This is a genomic window from Mycobacterium haemophilum DSM 44634 (genome assembly GCF_000340435.2).
Lineage (GTDB): Bacteria > Actinomycetota > Actinomycetes > Mycobacteriales > Mycobacteriaceae > Mycobacterium > Mycobacterium haemophilum.
The window spans coordinates 1,344,823-1,367,779 of record NZ_CP011883.2; the positions used below are offsets into that span (position 1 = coordinate 1,344,823).

Annotated in this window: 21 protein-coding genes; 13 read left to right on the plus strand and 8 right to left on the minus strand. The window is 66.1% G+C overall.

The annotated features are described in order from the left end of the window. Positions 1–14: 14 nt before the first annotated feature. Together B586_RS06445 and B586_RS06450 are read right to left on the minus strand one after the other, a co-directional pair. On the minus strand, positions 15–1,055 hold the full coding sequence (locus tag B586_RS06445) for an NAD(P)-dependent alcohol dehydrogenase (protein ID WP_047313091.1): 1,041 nt from the start codon (positions 1,053–1,055) through the stop codon (positions 15–17). 80 nt (positions 1,056–1,135) lie between these two features. Next, positions 1,136–2,188, minus strand: a complete 1,053-nt coding sequence (locus tag B586_RS06450) for an iron-siderophore ABC transporter substrate-binding protein (protein WP_054881029.1) — start codon at positions 2,186–2,188, stop codon at positions 1,136–1,138. A 437-nt stretch (positions 2,189–2,625) separates the two neighbouring features. On the opposite strand from B586_RS06450, the gene ctaD reads away from it, so the two are divergent. The 8 genes from ctaD to B586_RS06490 all read left to right on the plus strand — a co-directional run bounded on the left by ctaD (position 2,626) and on the right by B586_RS06490 (position 11,193). After that, the gene (ctaD, locus tag B586_RS06455) at positions 2,626–4,350 is read left to right on the plus strand and encodes an aa3-type cytochrome oxidase subunit I (protein ID WP_047313430.1); all 1,725 of its coding nucleotides are present in this window, start codon (positions 2,626–2,628) and stop codon (positions 4,348–4,350) included. Between the two features lie 43 nt (positions 4,351–4,393). Beyond that, positions 4,394–5,629 (plus strand): phosphoserine phosphatase SerB, encoded by a 1,236-nt coding sequence (gene serB, locus B586_RS06460; protein WP_047313090.1) that lies wholly within the window; start codon positions 4,394–4,396, stop codon positions 5,627–5,629. A gap of 72 nt (positions 5,630–5,701) precedes the next feature. After that, positions 5,702–6,568 (plus strand): ABC transporter ATP-binding protein, encoded by an 867-nt coding sequence (locus B586_RS06465; protein WP_047313089.1) that lies wholly within the window; start codon positions 5,702–5,704, stop codon positions 6,566–6,568. Next, on the plus strand, positions 6,565–7,419 hold the full coding sequence (locus B586_RS06470; RefSeq protein WP_047313088.1) for an NUDIX hydrolase: 855 nt from the start codon (positions 6,565–6,567) through the stop codon (positions 7,417–7,419). Before B586_RS06465 ends, B586_RS06470 begins: the two co-directional genes overlap by 4 nt. Before the next feature lie 8 nt (positions 7,420–7,427). Then, a complete protein-coding gene (locus B586_RS06475; protein WP_054880386.1) occupies positions 7,428–8,189 on the plus strand; it encodes an enoyl-CoA hydratase in 762 nt (253 codons plus the stop codon). A gap of 10 nt (positions 8,190–8,199) precedes the next feature. Next, positions 8,200–9,183 carry a class I SAM-dependent methyltransferase gene (locus tag B586_RS06480; protein ID WP_047313086.1) on the plus strand — a complete coding sequence of 328 codons (984 nt, stop codon included), beginning with the start codon at positions 8,200–8,202 and terminating at the stop codon, positions 9,181–9,183. Continuing rightward, positions 9,141–10,385: a class I SAM-dependent methyltransferase gene (locus B586_RS06485; protein ID WP_418001134.1), complete on the plus strand. Its 1,245-nt coding sequence runs from the start codon at positions 9,141–9,143 to the stop codon at positions 10,383–10,385. The genes B586_RS06480 and B586_RS06485 overlap by 43 nt, the downstream gene beginning before the upstream one ends. 127 nt (positions 10,386–10,512) lie before the next feature. Continuing rightward, positions 10,513–11,193 carry an esterase gene (locus B586_RS06490; RefSeq protein ID WP_047313428.1) on the plus strand — a complete coding sequence of 227 codons (681 nt, stop codon included), beginning with the start codon at positions 10,513–10,515 and terminating at the stop codon, positions 11,191–11,193. Here the strand turns inward: B586_RS06490 and B586_RS06495 are convergent. Continuing rightward, the gene (locus tag B586_RS06495; protein WP_236971364.1) at positions 11,190–12,464 is read right to left on the minus strand and encodes an outer membrane protein assembly factor BamB family protein; all 1,275 of its coding nucleotides are present in this window, start codon (positions 12,462–12,464) and stop codon (positions 11,190–11,192) included. The two genes, B586_RS06490 and B586_RS06495, sit on opposite strands and share 4 nt — an antisense overlap. A 244-nt stretch (positions 12,465–12,708) precedes the next feature. Between B586_RS06495 and B586_RS06500 the strand changes: the two genes are divergently transcribed. Beyond that, positions 12,709–13,446, plus strand: a complete 738-nt coding sequence (locus B586_RS06500; RefSeq protein WP_047313084.1) for an acyltransferase — start codon at positions 12,709–12,711, stop codon at positions 13,444–13,446. A 57-nt stretch (positions 13,447–13,503) separates the two neighbouring features. Here the strand turns inward: B586_RS06500 and B586_RS06505 are convergent, their stop codons facing one another. The 5 genes from B586_RS06505 to B586_RS06525 form a co-directional block, all read right to left on the minus strand. Beyond that, positions 13,504–13,899, minus strand: coding sequence for a hypothetical protein (locus tag B586_RS06505; RefSeq protein WP_054880384.1), 396 nt, complete (start codon positions 13,897–13,899; stop codon positions 13,504–13,506). Between the two features lie 108 nt (positions 13,900–14,007). Continuing rightward, a complete protein-coding gene (locus tag B586_RS06510) occupies positions 14,008–15,225 on the minus strand; it encodes a hypothetical protein (protein ID WP_236971367.1) in 1,218 nt (405 codons plus the stop codon). 60 nt (positions 15,226–15,285) lie between these two features. Next, positions 15,286–16,530 (minus strand): glycosyltransferase family 4 protein, encoded by a 1,245-nt coding sequence (locus B586_RS06515; protein ID WP_054881026.1) that lies wholly within the window; start codon positions 16,528–16,530, stop codon positions 15,286–15,288. A gap of 94 nt (positions 16,531–16,624) precedes the next feature. Further along, on the minus strand, positions 16,625–18,202 hold the full coding sequence (locus B586_RS06520) for a 1,4-alpha-glucan branching protein domain-containing protein (protein ID WP_054880383.1): 1,578 nt from the start codon (positions 18,200–18,202) through the stop codon (positions 16,625–16,627). Then, positions 18,199–19,032 carry a class I SAM-dependent methyltransferase gene (locus B586_RS06525; protein ID WP_054880382.1) on the minus strand — a complete coding sequence of 278 codons (834 nt, stop codon included), beginning with the start codon at positions 19,030–19,032 and terminating at the stop codon, positions 18,199–18,201. Before B586_RS06525 ends, B586_RS06520 begins: the two co-directional genes overlap by 4 nt. A gap of 227 nt (positions 19,033–19,259) precedes the next feature. On the opposite strand from B586_RS06525, the gene B586_RS06530 reads away from it, so the two are divergent. The 4 genes from B586_RS06530 to B586_RS06545 all read left to right on the plus strand — a co-directional run bounded on the left by B586_RS06530 (position 19,260) and on the right by B586_RS06545 (position 22,927). Continuing rightward, positions 19,260–20,060: an electron transfer flavoprotein subunit beta/FixA family protein gene (locus tag B586_RS06530; RefSeq protein WP_054880381.1), complete on the plus strand. Its 801-nt coding sequence runs from the start codon at positions 19,260–19,262 to the stop codon at positions 20,058–20,060. 36 nt (positions 20,061–20,096) lie between these two features. Then, a complete protein-coding gene (locus B586_RS06535) occupies positions 20,097–21,053 on the plus strand; it encodes an electron transfer flavoprotein subunit alpha/FixB family protein (RefSeq protein ID WP_047313078.1) in 957 nt (318 codons plus the stop codon). Positions 21,054–21,167: 114 nt separating this feature from the next. Next, complete coding sequence (locus tag B586_RS06540; protein WP_054880380.1) at positions 21,168–22,037, plus strand: GNAT family N-acetyltransferase; 870 nt, start codon at positions 21,168–21,170, stop codon at positions 22,035–22,037. Next, the gene (locus B586_RS06545) at positions 22,034–22,927 is read left to right on the plus strand and encodes a lysophospholipid acyltransferase family protein (protein WP_082607546.1); all 894 of its coding nucleotides are present in this window, start codon (positions 22,034–22,036) and stop codon (positions 22,925–22,927) included. Before B586_RS06540 ends, B586_RS06545 begins: the two co-directional genes overlap by 4 nt. The last annotated feature ends 30 nt before the right edge of the window (positions 22,928–22,957 follow it).

Sequence of the window (22,957 nt, forward strand, 5' to 3'; positions counted from 1 at the left end):
GCGACGTCACAGCCTCACAAACGTGAGATGTCGATGACGAAGCGGTAGCGCACGTCGCTGGCTAACACTCGCTCGTAGGCCTCGTTGATGTAATCCGGTTCGATGAGCTCGATTTCGGGCGTCACACCGTGTTCGGCGCAGAAATTCAGCATCTCCTGGGTTTCGGCGATGCCGCCGATGTTCGACCCGGACAGGCTGCGCCGCATCAGCGCCAACGCGAATGCCGGCACCGGCATGGGATGCTCGGGGATGCCCAGCTCGACGAGCGTGCCGTTGACGTCGAGCAGGTTGAGGTATTCGCCGAGATCCAGATTCGCCGAGACGGTGTTCAGAATCAGGTCGAAGCTGCCGCGCAGTTTGCGGAAGGTGTCGGGATCGGCGGTCGCGTAATAGTTGCTGGCGCCCAGCCGCAGTCCGTCCTCCATCTTCTTCAGTGACTGCGACAGCACCGTCACGTCGCAGCCCAGCGCCGCGCCCAGCTTGACACCCATGTGTCCAAGACCACCCAAACCGATGATCGCGAGCCGCGTGCTCGGCTTCGCGTTCCAATACCGAAGCGGTGAGTAGAGCGTGATGCCCGCGCACAGCAGCGGCGCGGCGGCGTCCAGCGGTAGCGCATCGGGGATATGTACGACGAAGTTTTCGTCAACGACGATGGCCTGGCTGTAGCCACCTTGGGTTGACTGGCCGTCTTTGCCGATCGAGTTGTAGGTGAAGGTCGCGCCCGGTTTGCAGTACTGCTCGAGCCCGGCCAGACAGCTGCGGCATTCACCGCAGGAGCCCACCATGCAGCCCACGCCGACGCGGTCGCCCACCTTGTGTTTGGTGACCTCAGCGCCCACCGCGGTCACCACCCCGGCGATCTCATGGCCTGGGACCACCGGGTAATTCGGTTGGCCCCACTCAGCTTTGACGGTGTGGATGTCGGAGTGGCAGATCCCGGCGAACTTGATCTGGATCGCGACGTCGTGTGGACCCGGGTCGCGCCGGTTGATGGTGACCTTGGTCAGCGGTTCGGTCGCCGACGTGGCGGCGTAGGCGGAAACAGTAGGCACATCACGAGCTTAGCCGCGAGAGTGCAGCTATCGACCGCGCCTCTCGGGCGATGCGTCGCCCATTGCACTCTCGCGGGCACCTAGTTGATTGGCGCGTTGACCCACCGTAGGTCATCGACGATGCCGCGGGCTGCGACCACGCCCTCGCCGGTTTGCCACACCTCGTTGTTGACGATGAAGACCCGGTTGTCGTGATTGGCGGACAGCTTGCGCCACGGGCCGCTGTCCAGGACGGTGGCGGCGCGCTCCGCGGCGGCCGCCGACGCGCACGACACGTAGACGATGTCAGCGTCCGCCATTGAGAAGCCCGCGAAATCCGCCTTCGCGAGATCGGCATCGGTGGTGCCGATCTCGATATAAGCCTTGTCGGTGAATCGCTGTGCCGCGGGCCGGTCCACTCCGACCGCGGCAAGCACGCTGGCCGGGAAGTTATTGGATCCGTAAACCCGCATGGTGTTGGTGGTCAGCTGGACGATGGACGCTTGGTAGTGGGTTGCGTCATGAGTGGCCCCGATCTGGGTAGCCCGTTGGGAGAAGCCGGTGATCAATGCGTCTACGGCATCGCTGCGCGCCGTCGCGGCACCGACACCACGAAGGTTGTCTTCCCAGGCTGCGCCCGGTGCAGCGGTGAACACCGTCGGGGCGATCGCCGTCAGCTGCGGATACAACTTCGGCGTCAAGCCCGCAGAGCCCAGAATCAGATCCGGTTGAGCCGCCGCGATAGCGCCCAGGTCCGGGGCTCTGCGGGTACCCACGCCGGGCAGGCCATGTACGGCGTTGCCCAGGTAGGAGGGCTGGCTTGCGGAGCCGTCCGGCAATGCGGCGGCGACGACTCGGGATTGCAAGCCAAGCGCGCACAGCGCATCGAGCTGGTCACCGGCAAGCACCACAATGCGCTGTGCCTCGGCCGGCACCTGGGTCACATCCGGTTTGACTCCCGCGGCGTTGTGGGCCGGCCGTGTCGGCGGCCCCGGATCGACCGCGGCCGGCTCTGGCGCGCACGCCTGGTCCGGCTGGCGCTCATTTCCGAGCACACCGGCCCCCGCGATTTGGGTGGTGGGGGTGAGCAGCGATCGCGACGCGCTGGTGGGCGGCTGCTCGGAACCGCAGCCGCTGCACGTCACGGTTGCCATCGCTGTCAGCGCAGCCGCGGCCAATCTGGGTCGCCTCACGCCGAACAGCACGCGCTCGACGTTAACATCCGGCCCTATCGCGACCGGCGCGACACGGATGACGCTGTCGCGGTGCATCGAGTGTGTTCTGGCGGCTTTGAGTGTGCATTTAGGGCGGGAATTTCGCGATTGACCCGCACTGGCCGCACAGTCGACGCTCTGCGAGCACACTCGACGCCATGCGGGCGAACCGGGGGTTGGTCAGAGCAGCCCGCGGGACGGCTCCGGTGAGGTATTTACGACAGTTCGTAGGACCAGACCTACCGCCCACCTCTCCGGGGGCTAAGATTCGTCTCTGTGTCGATGGTGATGACCCGCTGCGCCCGGCTTCGCCGCGCTTGCGATCATCACTGGATGCGTAGTGCGCCCCTGTCCGGAATGGATGTTTGGAGGAGCTGTTGACAGCCGAAGCGCCCCCGTTGGGAGAACTCGAGGCCATCCGTCCATATCCGGCCCGCACCGGTCCCAAAGGGAACCTTGTCTACAAGCTGATCACCACCACCGATCACAAGATGATCGGCATCATGTATTGCGTTGCCTGCTTCATCTTCTTCTTTGTGGGCGGCCTGCTGGCGCTGCTGATGCGTACCGAGTTGGCCGCACCTGGTCTGCAGTTCTTGTCGAATGAACAGTTCAACCAGCTGTTCACCATGCACGGCACGATCATGTTGTTGTTCTATGCCACCCCGATCGTGTTCGGCTTCGCCAACCTGGTGTTGCCGCTGCAAATCGGCGCACCCGACGTGGCATTCCCACGGCTGAACGCCTTTTCGTTCTGGTTGTTCTTGTTCGGCGCCACCATGGGGATGGCCGGTTTCATCACACCAGGCGGGGCCGCCGACTTCGGCTGGACCGCCTATACACCGTTGACCGACGCGATCCACTCGCCCGGTGCCGGCGGCGACCTGTGGATTATGGGTTTGATCGTCGCCGGTCTGGGCACCATCTTGGGTGCGGTCAACATGATCACCACCGTGGTCTGCATGCGTGCACCCGGGATGACGATGTTCCGGATGCCGATCTTCACCTGGAACATCCTGGTGACGTCCATCCTGGTGCTGATCGCGTTCCCACTGCTGACCGCCGCGCTGTTCGGGCTAGCCGCCGACCGCCACCTGGGAGCCCATGTCTACGACGCGGCCAACGGCGGAGTCCTGTTGTGGCAGCACCTGTTCTGGTTCTTCGGTCACCCCGAGGTCTACATCATCGCGCTGCCGTTCTTCGGGATCGTCTCAGAGATCTTCCCGGTCTTTTCCCGCAAGCCCATCTTCGGCTACACCACACTGGTTTACGCGACGCTGTCGATCGCTGCGTTGTCGGTCGCGGTGTGGGCGCACCACATGTTCGCCACCGGAGCCGTTCTGCTGCCGTTCTTTTCGTTTATGACGTATTTGATCGCGGTGCCGACCGGGATCAAGTTCTTCAACTGGGTCGGCACCATGTGGAAGGGCCAGTTGACCTTTGAGACGCCGATGCTGTTTTCGGTCGGCTTCGCGGTCACCTTCCTGTTGGGTGGTTTGACCGGTGTGCTGCTAGCCAGCCCGCCGCTGGACTTCCACGTGACCGACAGCTATTTCGTCGTCGCGCACTTTCACTACGTGCTGTTCGGCACCATCGTGTTCTCCACGTTTGCCGGCATCTACTTCTGGTTCCCCAAGATGACCGGTCGGCTGCTCGACGAGCGGCTGGGCAAGCTGCACTTCTGGCTGACGTTCATCGGTTTCCACACCACGTTCTTGGTGCAGCACTGGCTGGGCGACATGGGCATGCCCCGGCGCTACGCCGACTACCTGCCCACCGACGGCTTCCAGGGTCTCAACGTGGTCTCGACCATCGGGGCCTTCATCCTGGGTGCCTCAATGTTCCCGTTCGTGTGGAACGTCTTTAAGAGCTGGCGATACGGCGAGGTGGTGACCGTCGACGACCCGTGGGGATATGGCAACTCGCTGGAATGGGCGACCAGTTGCCCGCCGCCGCGGCACAACTTCACCGAGCTGCCCCGGATTCGTTCGGAGCGTCCGGCGTTCGAGCTGCACTACCCGCACATGGTGGAACGATTGCGCGCCGAGGCGCACGTTGGGCGCCGTCACGCCGAGGAGCTCGCCGAGGTGAGTTCGCACTGATGCGGCGCGGCGGACGTTGTCAGATGAGCGGCGCATTTCAGGGGTGAACACACCACCCAAGGTGTCGGTGCTGATCACCGTCACCGGCGTGGATCAGCCAGGTGTGACGTCAGCGCTCTTCGCGGTGCTGTCGCGGCACGGGGTCGAGCTGCTCAACGTCGAGCAGGTGGTGATTCGGGGCCGGCTCACGTTGGGTGTGCTGGTGTCGTGCCCGCCGGAAGTCGCCGACGGTACCGCGTTGCGAGACGACGTGCAGGCCGCGATTCACCGGGTCGGTCTCGACGTCACGATCGAGCGCAGCGACGACGTGCCGATCATCCGGGAACCGTCGACCCACACGATTTTCGTGCTGGGCCGTCCGATTACCGCCCGGGCGTTCGGTGCGGTAGCGCGTGAGGTCGCGGCGCTGGACGTCAATATCGACGTCATTCGAGGCATCTCCGACTACCCGGTTACCGGGCTGGAGTTGCGAGTCTCGGCGCCGTTGGAAGCCGCGGGACCGCTGCGGACGGCCCTCAACCGGGTGGCCACCGCGGAGCATGTCGACGTGGCGGTGGAGGGTTACGGTCTGGCCCGGCGCACCAAACGACTCATTGTGTTTGACGTCGATTCCACCCTGGTCCAGGGCGAGGTGATCGAGATGCTGGCGGCCCGAGCGGGCGCGCTAGGGACGGTCGCCGCGATCACCGAGGCCGCGATGCGCGGTGAGCTGGATTTCGCGGAGTCGTTGCAGCGGCGGGTGGCCACCTTGGCGGGTCTGCCCGCCACGGTGATCGATGAGGTGGCCGATCAGTTGGAGCTGATGCCCGGTGCCCGGACCACGCTGCGGACGCTGCGACGGCTGGGCTTTCGTTGCGGGGTGGTGTCCGGAGGCTTTCGGCGGATCATCGAGCCGCTCGCACACGAGCTGATGCTGGACTTCGTCGCGGCCAATGAGCTAGAGATCGTCGACGGCATACTCACCGGCCGGGTGGTCGGCACCATCGTCGATCGGCCCGGTAAGGCCAAGGCGCTACGCGACTTCGCGGAGCAGGCTGGCGTGCCGATGGAGCAGACCGTCGCCGTGGGTGACGGCGCCAATGATATCGACATGCTGGCGGCGGCCGGGCTGGGAATTGCGTTTAACGCCAAGCCGGCGTTGCGTGCCGTCGCCGATGCGTCGTTGAGCCATCCCTACCTGGATACGGTGCTCTTCGTGCTGGGTGTGACACGCGGCGAGATCGAGGCCGCGGACGCGGCCGACGGCGGGGTGCGCCGCGTCGAGATCCCTCCCGACTAGGCGCTTTCCCGCAGCGACCCGCTGGGGTGACCCGGCAGCCGCCGCGGCGTCGCGGTACGGCACGATGTTCGGGTGCCCGAACCTGGCCCCGAAACTGGCCTCGAAACCGATGATGCCGCAGCCGATCCCGATCTGCTGATTGACTTTAAAGACGTGTCCCTGCGCCGCGAAGGGCGTGTCCTGGTTGGGCCGCTGGATTGGGCGGTGGAACTCGACGAACGATGGGTGATCATTGGCCCCAACGGGGCCGGCAAGACGTCGCTGCTGCGTATCGCCGCGGCGGCCGACCACCCGTCGACGGGCGTTGCCTACGTGCTCGGTGAGCGGCTGGGACGCATCGACATCTCCGAGTTGCGTGCGCGCATCGGCTTGAGTTCGTCGGCTCTGGCGCAGCGGGTGCCCAGCACTGAAGTGGTGCGCGACCTCGTGGTGTCGGCGGGCTATGCGGTGCTGGGCCGCTGGCGCGAGCGGTACGAAGGCGTCGACTACCAGCGAGCGATCGACATGCTGGAGAGCGTGGGCGCCGAACACCTCGCCGACCGCACCTTCGGGACGCTGTCCGAAGGCGAGCGCAAACGGGTGCTGATCGCTCGGGCATTGATGACCGACCCGGAACTACTGCTGCTCGATGAACCTGCCGCCGGCCTCGACTTGGGCGCCCGCGAGGAGTTGGTCGCCCGGCTGGCCGACCTGGCCGCCGACCCGGACGCGCCGGCGCTGGTGCTCGTCACCCACCACGTCGAGGAGGTTCCGCCTGGCTTTAGCCACTGCCTGCTGCTGTCGGAAGCCAAGGTGGTCGCCGCGGGTTTGCTGTCCGACGTACTGACCGCAGAAAATTTGTCCACCGCGTTCGGCCAGTCGATCGCTTTGGATGTTGTCGACGGGCGCTATTTCGCTCGCCGAGTCCGTGCCCGAGCAGCTCACCGGAGGCAGCCATGACGTCACCGCCCGCCCCGCCTGCGCCACCGCGACCGGCGGCGACCGTGATGCTGATCCGGGACAGCCCGGCTGGCTTAACTGTCTTCCTGATGCGCCGGCACGCGGCGATGGATTTCGCCGCCGGGGTGATGGTGTTTCCCGGCGGCGGCGTCGACGACCGCGATCGCAACGCCGACTTGGCGGAGTTGGGGGCGTGGGCCGGGCCGGCGCCGGCGTGGTGGGGGCAACGGTTCGGCGTCACAGCCGACCTGGCTGAGGCGCTGGTCTGCGCCGCCGCCCGCGAGACGTTCGAGGAGTCGGGAGTGCTGTTCGCCGGGCCGGCCGGCCAGTCGCTTTCGTCACCGAGCGGCATCGTTACCGACGCCTCAGTGTACGCCGAGGCTCGCCGCGCGCTGGCCGACCGGACACTGTCGTTCGCGGACTTCCTGCGCCGCGAAAACCTGGTGCTGCGATCCGACCTGTTGCGGCCGTGGGCCAACTGGGTCACCCCAGAGGCCGAGCTGACCCGCCGCTACGACACCTACTTCTTTGTGGCGGCCTTGCCGGAGGGACAGCGCGCCGACGGGGAGAACACCGAATCCGATCGTGCCGACTGGATGACGCCGCAGGCGGCGATCGATGACTTCGCGGCCGGCCGTAACTTCCTGCTGCCGCCGACCTGGACACAGCTAGACGCGCTGATCGGCCCCACTCCCCGGACAGTGCGCGATGTGCTGGCCGTCGAACGCCAGATCGTTCCGGTGCAGCCGCACCTGGCGAAGCGGGGCGACAACTGGGAGATCGAATTTTTCGACTCCGACCGCTACAACCAGGCGCGGATCTCCGGCGGATCCACCGGGTGGCCCTTTTGACGGGCCCGGTGAGCGAATTCGTCAGCACCGTGGTCAGCGATGGTTCGCAGGACGCCGGCCTGGCCATGTTGCTGCTTTCGCGACCGCCCACCAACGCGATGACTCGCCAGGTCTACCGGGAAATCGCGGCGGCCGCCGATGAGCTCGGACACCGCGATGACGTGGCCGCGGTGATCGTGTTCGGCGGCCACGAGATTTTCTCCGCCGGCGACGACATGCCAGAGCTGCGGACTCTGACCGCGGCGGAGGCCGGCGTCGCCGCCCAGGTCCGCCGCCAGGCCGTCGACGCCGTCGCGGCGATCCCGAAGCCGACCGTGGCCGCGATCACCGGATACGCGCTGGGCGCGGGCCTGACGTTGGCCCTGGCCGCCGATTGGCGGGTCAGCGGCGACAACGTGAAGTTCGGCGCGACCGAGATCCTGGCCGGCCTGGTCCCCGATGGCGATGGACTGGCCCGCCTGACCCGGGTGGCCGGCGTGAGCAGGGCCAAGGACCTGGTGTTCAGCGGGCGCTTCTTTGATGCGGAGGAGGCCTTGGCGTTGGGCCTGATCGACGACATGGTGGCTCCCGACGACGTGTACGACGCCGCCGCAGCGTGGGCGCGCCGCTTCCTCGACGGCCCGACGCACGCGCTGGCCGCCGCCAAGGCCGGCATCAATGAGATCTTCGATCTGGCACCGGCCGAGCGGATCGCTGCCGAACGTCGTCGTTATGTCGAGGTGTTTGCCGCTGGTCAAGGCGACGACGAGGGCGATCTGCGGGGCCATTAGGCTTCCCTTCATGACGAGGAGTTCGGAAATCCCCGCAGACGCTGCGCCCAATCCGCATGCCACCGCGGAGCAGGTAGCCGCGGCCCAAACGGACAGCAAGCTCGCCCAGGTGCTCTACCACGACTGGGAAGCTGAGAACTACGACGAGAAATGGTCGATCTCCTACGACCAGCGCTGCATCGACTACGCGCGGCACTGCTTCGACGCCATCGTGCCCGATGAGGTATTGGCCGAACTGCCCTACGACCGCGCCCTGGAACTGGGCTGCGGCACCGGCTTCTTCCTGCTCAACCTGATCCAGTCCGGCGTCGCCCGGCGTGGATCGGTCACCGACCTGTCACCCGGCATGGTCAAGGTCGCCACCCGCAACGGGCAGTCGCTGGGACTGAACATCGACGGCCGGGTCGCCGACGCCGAGGGCATCCCGTACGACGACAACACCTTCGACCTGGTGGTGGGGCACGCGGTGCTGCACCACATTCCCGACGTCGAGCTGTCGCTGCGTGAGGTGCTGCGGGTGCTGAAGCCGGGCGGCCGGTTTGTGTTCGCGGGCGAGCCCACCAACGTCGGCAACCGATACGCTCGTGCGCTCGCGGACCTGACCTGGAAGGTCACCATCCGCGCGGTGCAGCTGCCTGGGCTCAGCGGCTGGCGTCGTCCACAGGCCGAGATCGACGAGAACTCGCGCGCGGCGGCCTTGGAGTGGGTGGTCGACCTGCACACCTTTGAACCGAAAGACTTAGAGACGATGGCGAGGGGCGCCGGCGCTGCGCAGGTCGAGACCGCCACCGAGGAGTTCACCGCCGCGATGCTGGGCTGGCCGCTGCGCACCTTCGAGGCGACGGTGCCGCCGGGCAAGCTGGGCTGGGGCTGGGCACGCTTTGCATTCACCAGCTGGAAGACCCTGAGCTGGGTGGACGCCAACGTGTGGCGGCACGTCATGCCGAAGGGCTGGTTCTACAACGTGATGATCACCGGGATCAAACCGTCCTGAGTAGCGGCTTCACCTTCGGCACGGACGACGTCAGCTATCTGCGATCGGAGCCGGGCGCCGCAGCGCTTGCTGTGGTCGCTGAATTCGAGCTGACCGACACCACCCGGATTGCCGATATCGCCGCGGCTCGCGTCCGATTCGGTGACCGGGCGCCGGCGCTGGTGGAGACAATGCTGCTGCGCCGGCGCGCCGTGGACAAGCTGGGCCAGTTGTGTGACGTGTCGAATTGGCTGTTCACCGATGAGGCGCTGCAACAGGCGACCGCTGCGTCGGTGGCCCTGCACCGGGCGAACCGGCTAGCCAGTGGGCCGCGAGGCCCGGATGTCCTAGTGCACGATGCGACCTGCTCCATCGGCACCGAACTCGCCGCGCTACGCGGCTTCGCCAGCCGAACGGTGGGCAGTGATATCGACCCGGTGCGGCTGGCGATGGCGCGGCACAACCTCGGCGCGGCCGCCGACCTGTGCCGCGCTGACGCGTTGCATCCGGTGACCCGAGACACGGTGGTTGTTGTCGATCCGGCCCGTCGCAGCGGGGGGCGACGCCGCTTCCGGTTAGCCGATTACCAGCCCGGCCTGGGCCAGTTGCTGGACAGCTACCGTGGCCGGGACTTCGTCATAAAGTGTGCTCCCGGAATCGATTTCAACCAGGTACGCGGCCTGGGTTTCGATGCGGAAATCGAGGTGACGTCATACTGCGGTTCGGTCCGGGAGGCGTGCCTGTGGTCGGCAGAGCTGGCCGACCCGGGTGTGCGCCGCCGAGCCAGCATGCTCGATAGCGCTGAACAGATCACTGACGCGGAGCCGGACGACTGCCCGGTGCGGCCCGCCGGGCGATGGATCATAGATCCCGACGGCGCCGTGGTGCGGGCCGGGCTGGTACGCCACTACGGCGCGCGGCACGGACTGTGGCAACTCGACCCCGACATCGCCTATCTGTCCGGAGATCGGCTGCCGCCAACAGTTCGGGGTTTCGAGGTGCTCGAACAGCTGACGTTCGATGAGCGCCGGCTGCGGCAGGCACTGTCAGCGCTGGACTGCGGTGCGTTGGAGATCCTGGTTCGCGGCGTTCAAGTCGACCCCGACGCGTTGCGCCGTCGGCTGCGGCTACGCGGCAGCCGACCCCTGTCCGTGGTCATCACCCGCATTGGTTCGGGGCCCACCAGCCATGCGGTGGCGTTTGCTTGCCGCCCATCGTGGTAACCCCCGGGTACGCTGACGGCGGTCACTTTGCGAGGCGCCCCGCCTTCGTGTGGTCAGCAGTGATGATCGCAAGCGCGGCGAAGCCGGGCGCAGCGGGTCATCACCATCAACTGAGGACAATTCGACGATGCGTTATTTGATAGCGGCCGCGGTGCTGGCACCCGCGGTTCTGCTGGGCTGGCCGGCGGCCGCAGCACCGCCATCGTGCGCGAGCCTAGGAGGCACCCAGGCTGCCGAGATGTGCCATATACATGCCGCGGGCCCCACGTACACGCTCAACCTAACCTTTCCCGTCGACTATCCCGACCAACAGGCATTGACCGACTACATCACCCAAAACCGCGATGGGTTCGTCAACGTTGCCCAGGGGTCCGGGGGGCGTGAGCAGCCCTACCAAATGGACGCGACGACCGAACAACACAGCTCCGGTCAACCGCCACGCACCACCCGCAGTGTGGTGCTCAAGTTCTTCCAGGACCTCGGCGGCGCACACCCGTCCACCTGGTACAAGTCGTTTAACTACAACCTCGGAACCAGCCAGCCCATCACCTTCGACACGCTGTTTGCACCCGGAACGACGCCGCTGGACAGCATCTTCCCGATCGTTCAACGCGAGCTGGAACGGCAATACGCGATGGGTGCAGCGATATTGCCTTCCATCGGCCTCGACCCAGCCCACTACCAGAACTTTGCTATCACCGACGACCAGCTGATCTTCTACTTCACCCAGGGTGAGATGCTGCCGGGCTTTGCCGGCGCCACTCAGGCCCGGGTACCCCGCAGCGCTATCCCGCCGCTAGCGATCTAGACGGGCGCGAAGCTGTAAAGCTGGCCATCGCTGGTGGCGGTTACCACCCGGCGGTCGTTGGCGATCGACACCCCGACCGGATATCCGGTGGCCGCCGGTAGCGGATAGCTGTTGAGGGTGTGGCCGTTGCGTGGATCGAAGGCCAGCAACGACATGCCAGGTGCGCCTGCTGCGGGCGGACCGCTGACCACCGTGTAGCCGACGCTGACGCCGGCCAGGCTCGACGTCGACAAGGGGGTGAGGTCGTCGCGGCGCCAGAGCTGCTCAGCGTGGTCACCGGCGTCCCGGAACGCCGCTAGCCGGGTGTCGGGACCGCCGCCGGACACGATCAGCCCCTGCGGGGTGACCGCGGGCGGCGTCTGTGCCAGAAATTCCAGTGGCACCGACCATTTCGGTTTCCCGTCGGCGGCGTGCAGTGCCCACAGCCGTTGGTCGCGGCCATTGACGTAGACGGTCGATCCGTCAGCGGATAACACCGGGCTGGCAAGTACACCGGCGTCCACGGCGTCGCTGGTCCACTCACGGGCAAGCAGCGGCGTCTGCCCCGAGTGGTACTTCAGCCCGACCAGCCCCGCGGCCGGTGCGCCGGGCTGCCAGACGCCGAGCACCACCGTCTGGCTGGCCGCCGAGTAGGCAGGGGCCGCCGCGACCGGGCAGCCCTGTTGGGCTGGCGCGCAATCGGCCAACCCGCGCGTCGGGTCGGTCGGGTTGACGCCGTCCACCAGGTCCAGCGGACTACCGGCCACCATGCCGCGATGCGCGTCGAAAACCAGCACCTGCCCCAGATGCGTGGTGACGAGTAGTTGGCCGTTGCCGAGAAAGCGGGGGGTGGACGGCATCCCGATCACCGGCTGCCGCCAGCGTGTCCACTGCGTCACCGGGAACGAGAAGATCGTCCCGGGCTGGCCGACATACAGATTGTCGAAGCCGTCGAACAACGGACCGCTGAAGCCGCCACCCTGGACCAGCCGAACACACCAGCGTTGCCGGCCGTTGTCGTTGTTCTCCCACTCCATCAGCGAACATCCGGCCTGGGTCTGCGCGTTCATCGCGAGGTATCCGCGCGCGCTGAGCGCCGGCCCGGCCGCCAAACTTCCTTTAACCGGCCGTGTCCACTGCAGCGCTAACGTGGTGGCGCCGCTGGTTGCGGTGTAGCTGCTGTTGGACGCGTCGCCGTATTGCGCCGGCCAGCCTTGAGCGGCCGACGCGTCAACCCAGGAGTCGGTGTTGCCGCAACCGCCGATTCCAATGACCAGCACGGCCGCGAACATCGCAGTGGGGCAACGCCGCAGCATACGGAGATGTCGGGCAAGCACCTCGGTTTCTCAAATCCTTCCGCGGGACTTTGGTATGAGCAGCGATCAAGTACAGGTGAGGGTAACCGCCGTCCCGGCGCGCATCGTCGCCGGGCGGGGTGTGATTGCCCGCCTCGCCCCCTCGCCGCTTCGCGGCTGGGAGGTGCCCCCACAGCCCGCCGTCCCGGCGCGCATCGTCGCCGGGCTAAGCTGTCCGGCCATGACGACGATGTGGGGTGCACCGCTTCATCGCCGCTGGCGTGGGTCACGGTTGCGAGATCCGCGCCAGGCCAAGTTCCTCACTGTGGCCTCGCTGAAGTGGGTGCTGGCCAACCGCGCCTACACTCCCTGGTACCTGGTGCGTTATTGGCGGCTGCTGAAGTTCAAGCTGGCTAACCCGCACATCATCACCCGCGGCATGGTGTTTTTGGGCAAGGGTGTGGAGATCCACGCGACGCCCGAACTCGCGCAGCTCGAGATCGGGCGCTGGGTACACATCGGTGACAAGAACACGATCCGCGCGCACGAGGGCTCGCTGCGGTTCGGCGACAAAGTAGTGCTGGGCCGGGATAACGTCATCAACTGCTATCTCGACATCGAGTTTGGGGTTTCGGCGTTGATGGCCGACTGGTGCTACGTCTGCGACTTCGACCACCGGATGGATGACATCAACACCCCGATCAAGGATCAGGGAATCGTCAAGTCCCCGGTCCGCATTGGGCCGGACACCTGGATGGCTGCGAAGGTGACGGTGTTGCGTGGCACCTCAGTCGGGCGGGGCTGCGTGCTGGGGGCGCATGCGGTGGTCCGCGGGGTAATCCCTGACTATTCGATCGCGGTGGGCGCACCGGCCAAGGTGATCAAGAATCGGAAGCTGTCCTGGGAGCAATCGGCCGCGCAGCGCGCCGAACTGGCTGCTGCATTGGCCGACATCGAACGAAAAAAGGCCGCCCGCTAGCCGGGAACACTGGCGTACCAACAGATTCCGGTCACTCGGGGCGGGCTCTGCCCGGCCCTAGATGATGCTCTTGAGCGCTGCGGTCAGGCCTTCGGTGTCCGCGACGGTCACCGTCAGCGCCGAGTGGTCCCGCAGTCCGATGACCCGACGAATCCGTGGCTCAAAGTGGATGCAGACACCGGCATGTGCATTGGTACCGAAGGTCAGTCCGTCATCGACGAACGACAACCGAGGGCCTACGGCGGTCCACCATCGGTAGGGGCCGGTGACATGGGCGTCGCGAACACTGGACAGCGGCGCCTCGACACGAAATGGCCCATAGCGGGCGATGAATCGACCATCGTCGGTCAGCGTCACCCCCTGGTTGCCGGGCCACCGAAATGGTAACCACATTGGGGCGAGCAATGGGTCGTAGCGATAGGGGAAGTAATGACCCCGATGCTGCGGCTTCATGGCAGTGCTCCGATCTCTCTTGAACAGGCCGTGTTAGTGAAATCGATTATGTTAAGGCATAATTCGGTGCATCCGTGCCCGACGTGTAGGCGGGATTCGTCCGAATGATCACACCGGCGGTGGGACCCCGAAGCCTGGGATGACCCCGACGGGGAACAAGGCCAACAACATAACCCCGACAGCGAACACGACGCGGGTGCGCCGGGTCGGTTCCTGAGTGGCCTCGGGCTGACTGCTCGCGTAGAGCAAGTACACGATGCCTATGTCGAACGAGATGGTGACCCACCACCGGACCCAGTCGACTGAGGTTGCAAAAACCGGCAGCATGAGTACGGCCGCGAATGTCACCCACCAGAGCCGCCGGCGTGGCAGTTCGCAGAAACGCCGGAAGGGCACTCCGGAAACGTGGCCGATGGCCAAGACTGTCATCGTCAACAGGGCAATCCCGAACGCGGTCGAAGCAAGCAGCCCGGCACCGATGCTGGCGACGAACCTGGCGGCGTCGGCGAACGTCTGGTCGAAGTTCATGATGATGTTCCGGCACATCCAATCGTGATAATCGATGTAAAAGTGTTGGCCGCTAAGAATTTGGCTTGCGGAGAGCTTGCCCGCCGCCGGCCAGTCAACAGCACCGTGCGGCACCATCGCACACAATTGAGACGAGATTCCGCGGCGCCCAAGCAATGCTGCGGCTACCGCGACAGCCAGCCCGGGAGCGACGGCGAGCAGCGCGCTAATACGCTGGATATTGATCGAACTGTGCGCCGCGAGAGTCGCAATGGCCAGCACGGCGCCGAGCGAGAACAACGACGGGATCGCTTCGTGTGCGAGCGTCAGAACCGCTATGGTGACGCCATAGGTCGCACTGGCAAACAAGATTGACCGGTCGCCCTTTACCGAGGCAAGCGTCACGGCGAACCCGGCCAGCGCTGCCCCGGCGAAAAGATCAGGGTGCGCCGAGAGCACTGCGAACGCGAAGCCAAACGGCAGCACAGCGATGAGCAGCGCCAGCATTAGTCGGCGTTCGGAACGGCCGAACCTAACCGCCACCGCTACCAAGCCGCCGATGAAAAATGTTGATGAAAGCCAACGTAAAGTATGCAAGCCGGTGAAGTAGTGTCCAGCGGGAAACAGGTCCAGCATTTCGCCGGCGAGTCCGCGTCGGACAAAACCCAGCGTGTAGTCGACGGAGTAGTACGAGAACCAGTACAGGTCGGGTTCGAACGCGATCGCCAGGACGACCAGAGCGGCCAGCCACAGCACCAGCAGCAGCACCATGATCGTGTAGCCGGCGTTGCGGCGACTAGTCACTTGGGCGGCCAACACTGGTGGATACTAACCGAGCGCTGATGCTGTGCGGCCGTTTCGGCTCTGGCACGGTATCGACTAGCGATCCGGCAATGCGTGTTCGATGATGGGCAGCCGGGGTTGCGGTTGTCGTTCGCGGCGCTTGGCCGCCAGATACACCTGTGCGGTCTGCTGAGCTACCGTTTGCCAATCGAAGTCGGAGGTGAGACGCTCCCGGGCAGCCCGCGCGCGCCGCTGCGCGGCGTCTGGATCGTCGAGCACTGCGCACACCGCCGCGGCCAGCCCCGCGACATCGCGGGGCGGACACGAAACCCCGGTCTGCCCGTTAATTACCGCCTCGCCCAGGCCGCCGATGTTCGAGGTCACTAGTGGCGTGCCGGCTGCGGCGGCCTCCAGCGCAGCCAGCCCGAACGGCTCGTAGTGGCTCGGCAGCACCGCGGCGTCGGCCCGATGCAGCGCCGCCAGCAGTTCGTTGTGGTCGAGGTGCCCGACGAACCGGGTTGCTTTGAGTACCTTGTATTTACGGGCCTGGTCGATGAGCCAGTCCTGCTGGGTGCCTTCTCCAGCGACGGTCAACGTGGTGCCGGGGTAGCTGCGTCTGATCCGCGGCAGTGCCGCGATGACGTCGTGCACACCTTTCTCATATTCCAGCCTTCCCACGTAGAGCAGTTCGGCCGGTCCGGTGCGCGCACGGCGGGCCGCGAACGGCCAGCGTGCCGGGTCAATGCCATTGCATATCACCGTGATCTCGGCCAGGCCGGGACCAAACAATTCGGTGATTTCGTCGCCCATCGATGCCGAACATGTGATCAGCGAATCGGATTCACGCACCAGCCACGACTCGACGGCGTGCACCTGACGGCTGAGTGCTCCAGATACCCAGCCGGAATGCCGGCCGGCTTCCGTCGCGTGAATCGTGGAAACAGTTGGCACATCATAGAATTGGGCGAGCGCGATGGCTGGATGTGCCACCAGCCAATCGTGTGCGTGTACGACATCGGGACGCCAGGGGCGGTTGCTGCCAGGTCTGGTCAGGGACAGGCCGGCGCGGATCATCGCGTGGCCCATCGCCAGGGTCCAGGCCATCATGTCGTCGCTGAAGGTGAACTCGTGCGGATCCTGTGCGGCCGCGATCACCCGCACACCCTCGTTGATCTCATCGGAGGACGGATGCGTACGGGGATCGGTGCCCGAGGGGCGGCGAGACAGCACGACCACGTCGTGGCCGGCGGCGGCCAGCGCCGTCGACAGGTGATGGACGTGGCGGCCGAGCCCGCCGATCACCACCGGCGGATACTCCCAGGACACCATCAGGATCTTCACGAGCCCGCCGCCCTCCGTCGCGAGCGTGCATAAAATGCCACGCACAGCGGCGTGTCGCTGTGCAGACGCGCACGCTCGCGGGAAAAAAAGAAGCTCATGGCAGCCTTCGGGCATCCAGTGCGCCGAACAGACCGTCGGCGCAGTTCCATCCGTCCGCCAGCCGCGCAGCGGTGTCACGCCGGCCCGACGCCAGCGCCCCGGTGATCTCCCGGGTGGCGTGGGCATGCAGGTGGGCACGGTACCGGGCGTAGTCGGCGGCCGAGTCCTTGCTCACCATGAATGGCCAGTCACTGGACACGGTGAGCAGCGTCTCACGCAGGATCTGGTCGGCGACGTGATCGCGGGGGAGCGGCCCGTCCAGTGATGCCGTCTGCGCCAGCGCTTTATCGACGGTAGTCAGCGCGGTGTCGACCACCTCATTGTTGAGCTGCACCAGATCGGCGACTTTGTCGCCGGCCCACACCTGCCAGTCCTTGCCGGATCCCCACGAGCTGGGCGGCAACGCAACCGCATTGCCGACGAACCCGCCCGCCAGTGCGTCGCTGAGTGTGCCCACTTGCACCCCGGCGGCGGGCAAGGCGCGCAGCACCCGCTCCAGCCAGGTCGGCCCCTCATACCACCAATGGCCGAACAACTCGGTGTCGAAGGCGGCGACCACATGAGCGGGCCGCCCGATGCGCTCGGACTCGGCGACCAGCCGGTTGCGGACCACCCCGACAAAGTCGTCGACGTGGGCGTCGACGGCGCGGTCGGCGCGCTCGGGGTCGTAGGGTGCCTTGGCCTCAGACGACACGTTGCGGCCGGTGACCCTGGCCGGCTTGAGACCGGTGATGTGGTCGTAGGTGTGGAAATCGCGGTAGGCGGCGTGTCCGGGGTAGCCAGATTTCGGCGACCACACCCGGTAGCTGACCTGCAAGTCGCGCCCGAACGCGACCACATCGGTGTCGCCAACCGGTCGGCCCAGCGCGGTGTCGCCGTGCAGTGACGGGCCGTCGACCATGAAGTGGGAAATGCCGGCAGCCGTGTACTCGGTTTCTAGGCCCGGGGCGTAGGCGCATTCCGGCGCCCAGATCCCGGTCGGTCGGTGCGCCAGCCGCAGCCGTGCGTCATCGAGGCCTTCGCGCAGCGCGAATTCGCGCAGCCGCGGCGCGAGCAGCGGTTGGAATGGGTGGGCCAACGGGCCGCCGAGCAGCTCGACTGTCCCGGCGTCGATCAGGCCGCGCAGTAGCGGGCTGCCGCCGTGACGCCACCGGGTAGCGAAATCCTCAAGCGCCCGATCTGCTTCGGCGCACTCGCGAGTCCCGAAGGCCCGCAATGCCTGTGGTGAGCATGCCGGCCTGGAAGCCGGGTTGGCCTCCGAACCGGACCGCACGCTGGCCGCTTCGGTCGCGCGCAGCCGCCAGTTGGCCAGCCAGTGATGCATACCGTCGAGGCAATAGGGGTCGTCGAGTTGAGCGTTCACCACCGGCGTCACCCCGAGCGTGATCAGCCGGTGCCGATCCTCGTCGGCGAGGGTGTGCAGCACCCGCAGCAGCGGCAGGTAGGCCGCGGCCCACGATTGGTAGAGCCACTCCTCACCGACCGGCCAGCGGCCATGATGGGCCAGCCACGGCAGGTGGGTGTGCAGCACCAGGGTGAACAGACCGGGCACGCGGTCGCCGACCGTGCTCACCGGCGCACCGCGACGGCAATCAGATCCAGGCTGTCGTCTATCTCACGACCGTCTCCCGCCGCGATCAGGTCGAAGTCGTCGGTGGTGACCGCCGCGACATCGGCTGCCAGCTCGGGCGGCCAGGGTGCTCCTTCGTCGCAGGCCAGCGCTTGCGCGATCTGCGCGTCGATGATGGAGCCGCCGTGGCGGGCGTCCATCTCGGCCAGGCGCGGCCCATGAAACAACCCGAACATGGCCACCTCGGAAAAATCCGCGTCGACCAGCAATTGGGTCAGCTCGTCGGCGTTCAGCTCACGGGTGTGAAACGGGTTAATCGGTGTGTCACGGCCCGGCGAAAAGGTGATTCGGTTCGGGGTAGACACCATGAGTAGCCCCGAGGGACGCAACACTCGGGCGCACTCGCTGACGAACTGGGCCTGATCCCACAGATGTTCGATGACTTGGAAGTTCACCACCACGTCTACCGAAGCGTCGGCCAGCGGCAACTCGGCCAGGTTTGCCTGCATGACCTGCACTCTCGGGTAACGGTTACGGACGTGGGCCACCGCGGCCTCGTCGTAGTCCACCGCAACGACCCGGCAGGCAACGTCGGCGATCAGGTCGGCCCCGTAGCCCTCGCCGCAGCCGGCCTCGAGCACCTCACGGCCGGTGCAACGCGGCGCCAGCTGCTGGTAAACCACCTGATGGCGGCGGAACCAGTAGTTCTCGATATCCAGATCGGGGATGGTGCGTTCACCCGTCAGCGTCAGCGTGGCGTGGACCGCTGGGGAGTCCACCGACGAGGGGTCGCCGGGGATGCGGTTGGGAACGTCGGGGACGAATGCGCTCATTGTTAAGGCAGGCTAACCCGAACCGCCCGATTCGCGAACCGCTGGAGCCGTCCGCGCTCACGGCGGTGCGGAGCAGCGGGCAATTGCGCAGATGCGACCCGCTATGGTGTGAGGGCATACCGTGCGAAGTTACCGAGCAGTAACAGCGCTGTATGGTTGCGAAACGCGTGACCGAGGTCCCGCAGTCGAGGACTGCGGGACGCCTTCGAGGAGGACGAACCACACCCATGACGAACATCGTGGTCCTGATCAAGCAGGTCCCAGACACCTGGTCGGAGCGCAAGCTGACTGACGGCGATTTCACGCTGGACCGTGAGGCCGCCGACGCGGTGCTAGACGAGATCAACGAGCGTGCCGTCGAAGAGGCGCTGCAGATCCGCGAGAAAGAGGCCGCCGACGGCATCGAGGGGTCGGTGACGGTGCTGACCGCGGGCCCAGAGCGCGCCACCGAGGCGATCCGCAAGGCCCTGTCGATGGGCGCTGATAAGGCCGTCCACCTCAAGGACGACGGCATGCACGGCTCGGATGTCATCCAGACTGGGTGGGCGCTGGCACGCGCGTTGGGCACCATCGAAGGCACCGAACTGGTCATCGCCGGCAACGAATCCACCGATGGCGTCGGCGGCGCGGTTCCGGCGATCATCGCCGAGTACCTGGGCCTGCCGCAGCTCACCCACCTGCGCAAAATCTCGGTTGCGGGCGGCAAAATCACCGGTGAACGCGAAACGGATGAGGGCGTGTTCACCCTCGAGGCCGCGCTGCCCGCGGTGGTCAGTGTGAACGAGAAGATCAACGAACCGCGCTTCCCCTCCTTCAAAGGCATCATGGCCGCCAAGAAGAAAGAAGTCACGGTGTTGACGTTGGCCGAGATCGGTGTCGAGGCCGACGAGGTCGGGCTGGCCAACGCCGGGTCGACGGTGTTGGCGTCGACGCCGAAGCCGGCCAAAACCGCGGGCGAGAAGGTCACCGATGAGGGCGACGGCGGCAACCAGATCGTGCAGTACCTGGTTGCCCAGAAGATCATTTAGAGCGCACGTCCCTGACAGAGAAGAGCGATATTACCCATGGCTGAAGCACTGGTGCTTGTCGAGCACGCTGAAGGTGCGCTGAAAAAGGTCAGCGCCGAATTGATCACCGCCGCCCGCGCGCTGGGTGAGCCGGCTGCTGTCGTGGTCGGCACGCCGGGAACGGCCGCGTCGCTGGTTGACGGGTTGAAGGCGGCCGGCGCCGCCAAAATCTACGTCGCCGAGTCCGACGCCGTCGGCAAATACTTGATCACGCCGGTGGTTGATGTGTTGGCCGCGTTGGCCGAATCATCGGCTCCGGCCGCCGTGCTATTGGCCGCCACCGCCGACGGCAAGGAGATCGGCGGCCGGCTGGCGGCCCGGATCGGATCCGGTCTGTTGGTCGACGTCGTGGACGTTCGAGAAGGGGCAGTGGGCGTCCATAGCATTTTCGGTGGTGCGTTCACCGTCGAGGCGCGGGCCAACGGCGACATCCCGGTGATCACGGTGCGGGCGGGGGCCGTTGAGGCGCAGCCAGCCGCCGGCGCGGGTGAGCAGGTCAGCGTGGAGGTGCCGGCTCCCGCCGAGAACGCCACCAAGATCACCGCTCGCGAGCCCGCGGTTGCCGGCGACCGCCCGGAGCTGACCGAGGCCACCGTCGTGGTGTCCGGCGGCCGCGGTGTCGGCAGCGCGGAGAACTTCAGCGTGGTCGAGGCGCTGGCCGACTCGTTGGGCGCCGCAGTCGGAGCATCGCGTGCCGCGGTGGATTCCGGCTACTACCCGGGTCAGTTCCAGGTAGGCCAGACCGGTAAGACGGTGTCGCCCCAGCTCTACATTGCGTTGGGTATCTCCGGGGCGATCCAGCACCGCGCGGGCATGCAGACCTCAAAGACCATCGTCGCGGTCAACAAGGACGAGGAAGCACCGATCTTCGAGATCGCGGACTTCGGTGTCGTCGGTGACCTGTTCAAGGTGGCGCCGCAGCTGACCGACGGGATCAAGGCTCGTAAGGGCTGACGCCCCCGCGGTGATAGCGTGCCGTGGTCACCCACGGCATTTCGTCATCTGACGTGCACCGACATGTCACAACGTTGATGCCGGTTAGCTGACCGGTTGCGTCACGTTGGTGCCATGAGCATTGCTTCTGTCCTGATACCCAGCGAGAAGCCGCATGGCACCGCGTCAAGTTCGTCTGCTGGGCCGCGTTATTCCCTGTTGCTGTCCACCGATCCCACCCTCGTTGCGGCCGCGCAGCGGCTCCGCTACGACGTGTTCAGCAGTACTCCCGGCTTCGCCGTGCCGGCGGCGGGCTCAGGGCAACGTGGCGCGCACCTGGACGTCGAACCGTTCGACGAGTTTTGCGACCACCTGTTGGTGCGTAATGACCACACCGGCGAGCTGGTGGGTTGTTACCGAATGCTGCCGCCGGCGGGTGCCATCGCGGCCGGAGGCCTTTATACCGCAACGGAATTCGATATTCGCTCATTCGATCCGTTGCGGTCGTCGTTGGTCGAGATGGGCCGCGCCGTGGTGCGCGAAGGTCACCGCAACGGTGGCGTAGTGCTACTGATGTGGGCGGGCATCCTGGCCTATCTTGACCGATACGGCCATGACTATGTCACCGGTTGTGTGTCGGTCCCGATCGCCGGCGATCCCGCTGCAGGCAGGCAGATTCGTGGCGTCCGCGACTTTGTGCTGCAACGACATGCCGCCGCGCCGCAGCACCGGGTGTACCCGTATCGCCCGGTGCAAGTGCAGGGTCGGGGCATCGACGATATTCCGCCGCCGCAACGGCCGACGGTTCCGCCGCTGATGCGCGGCTACCTGCGACTGGGAGCACGGGTCTGCGGTGAGCCGGCGCACGACCCGGACTTCGGTTCGGGGGACTTCTGCATGCTGCTGGATAAGCGTGACGCCGATACCCGCTATCTGCGGCGACTGCGGTCAGTTTCAGCCGCCTCGGAGCTGGCCGGAGCGATGGCAGGCAGAGTGACTCCGTGAACAGCCTAGGGTGCACTTCCACGGTCAGCGGGCATGCCTGGCTGCCGCGGACATCGTGCGATATCAACTGTGTGCGCAAGGATAACGCTGCTGCGTCGCGGCGGCCGCTGGTCGTGCTGCGGGTGGCGCTGCGGGTAATGCTGCTGGTGCTGCTGGCACCGGGGTTGCCGCTGGCGGCGGTGCCGCTGCCGGGCCGCACGCACACGCAACGCGCCTATTGTCGGTTGATGCTGCGCTGCTTCGGCGTGCGGATCACGGTATCGGGTAGCCCGATTCGTAACCTGCGCGGAGTCCTGGTGGTCAGCAGCCACATGTCTTGGCTGGATGTCTTCGCCATCGGCGCTGTGTTGCCGGGGTCCTTCGTCGCCCGTGCCGATATGTTCACCGGGCCCGCAACTGGGATCGTGGCGCGCATCCTGAAGATCATCCCGATCGAGCGGTCCAGTCTGCGGAGGCTGCCCGCGGTGGTCGACATCGTCGCCCGTCGGCTGCGAGCCGGTCAAACCGTGGTGGCGTTTCCTGAAGGCACCACCTGGTGCGGCCTCACTGGGCCATCGCACCAAGGGTTCTTCTATCCGGCAATGTTTCAGGCCGCGATCGATGCCGGTCGTCCAGTACAGCCTCTTCGGCTGACATATCACCACATCGACGGGAGCGTATCGACCGTGCCGGCCTTCGTCGGTGACGACACATTGTTGCGGTCAATCCGCCGGCTGCTCACCGTGCGTTGCACGTTGGCGTGGGTGCGTGTCGAATCTCTGCAGCTGCCAGGCACCGACCGGCGGGCCCTGGCCCGTCGCTGTCAGTCCGCGGTGCGACTGGGGACTGGGCCGCATGCCGATGCGGAACCCCGACATGTCGGGGCCGGAGTCAGCAGCGGGCGCTCCTGACCCGGCCGGCCTGGATCGCCGGTATCCTAA

Excerpts from the sequence above, each read along its gene's own strand:
- B586_RS06495 (WP_236971364.1), bottom strand. The coding sequence starts at position 12,464 with ATGTTCGCGGCCGTGCTGGTCATTGGAATCGGCGGTTGCGGCAACACC.
- B586_RS06470 (WP_047313088.1), top strand. The coding sequence starts at position 6,565 with ATGACGTCACCGCCCGCCCCGCCTGCGCCACCGCGACCGGCGGCGACC.
- B586_RS06490 (WP_047313428.1), top strand. The coding sequence starts at position 10,513 with ATGCGTTATTTGATAGCGGCCGCGGTGCTGGCACCCGCGGTTCTGCTG.
- B586_RS06450 (WP_054881029.1), bottom strand. The coding sequence starts at position 2,188 with ATGGCAACCGTGACGTGCAGCGGCTGCGGTTCCGAGCAGCCGCCCACC.
- B586_RS06530 (WP_054880381.1), top strand. The coding sequence starts at position 19,260 with ATGACGAACATCGTGGTCCTGATCAAGCAGGTCCCAGACACCTGGTCG.
- B586_RS06540 (WP_054880380.1), top strand. The coding sequence starts at position 21,168 with ATGAGCATTGCTTCTGTCCTGATACCCAGCGAGAAGCCGCATGGCACC.
- B586_RS06500 (WP_047313084.1), top strand. The coding sequence starts at position 12,709 with ATGACGACGATGTGGGGTGCACCGCTTCATCGCCGCTGGCGTGGGTCA.
- B586_RS06525 (WP_054880382.1), bottom strand. The coding sequence starts at position 19,032 with ATGAGCGCATTCGTCCCCGACGTTCCCAACCGCATCCCCGGCGACCCC.
- B586_RS06505 (WP_054880384.1), bottom strand. The coding sequence starts at position 13,899 with ATGAAGCCGCAGCATCGGGGTCATTACTTCCCCTATCGCTACGACCCA.
- B586_RS06480 (WP_047313086.1), top strand. The coding sequence starts at position 8,200 with ATGACGAGGAGTTCGGAAATCCCCGCAGACGCTGCGCCCAATCCGCAT.
- B586_RS06535 (WP_047313078.1), top strand. The coding sequence starts at position 20,097 with ATGGCTGAAGCACTGGTGCTTGTCGAGCACGCTGAAGGTGCGCTGAAA.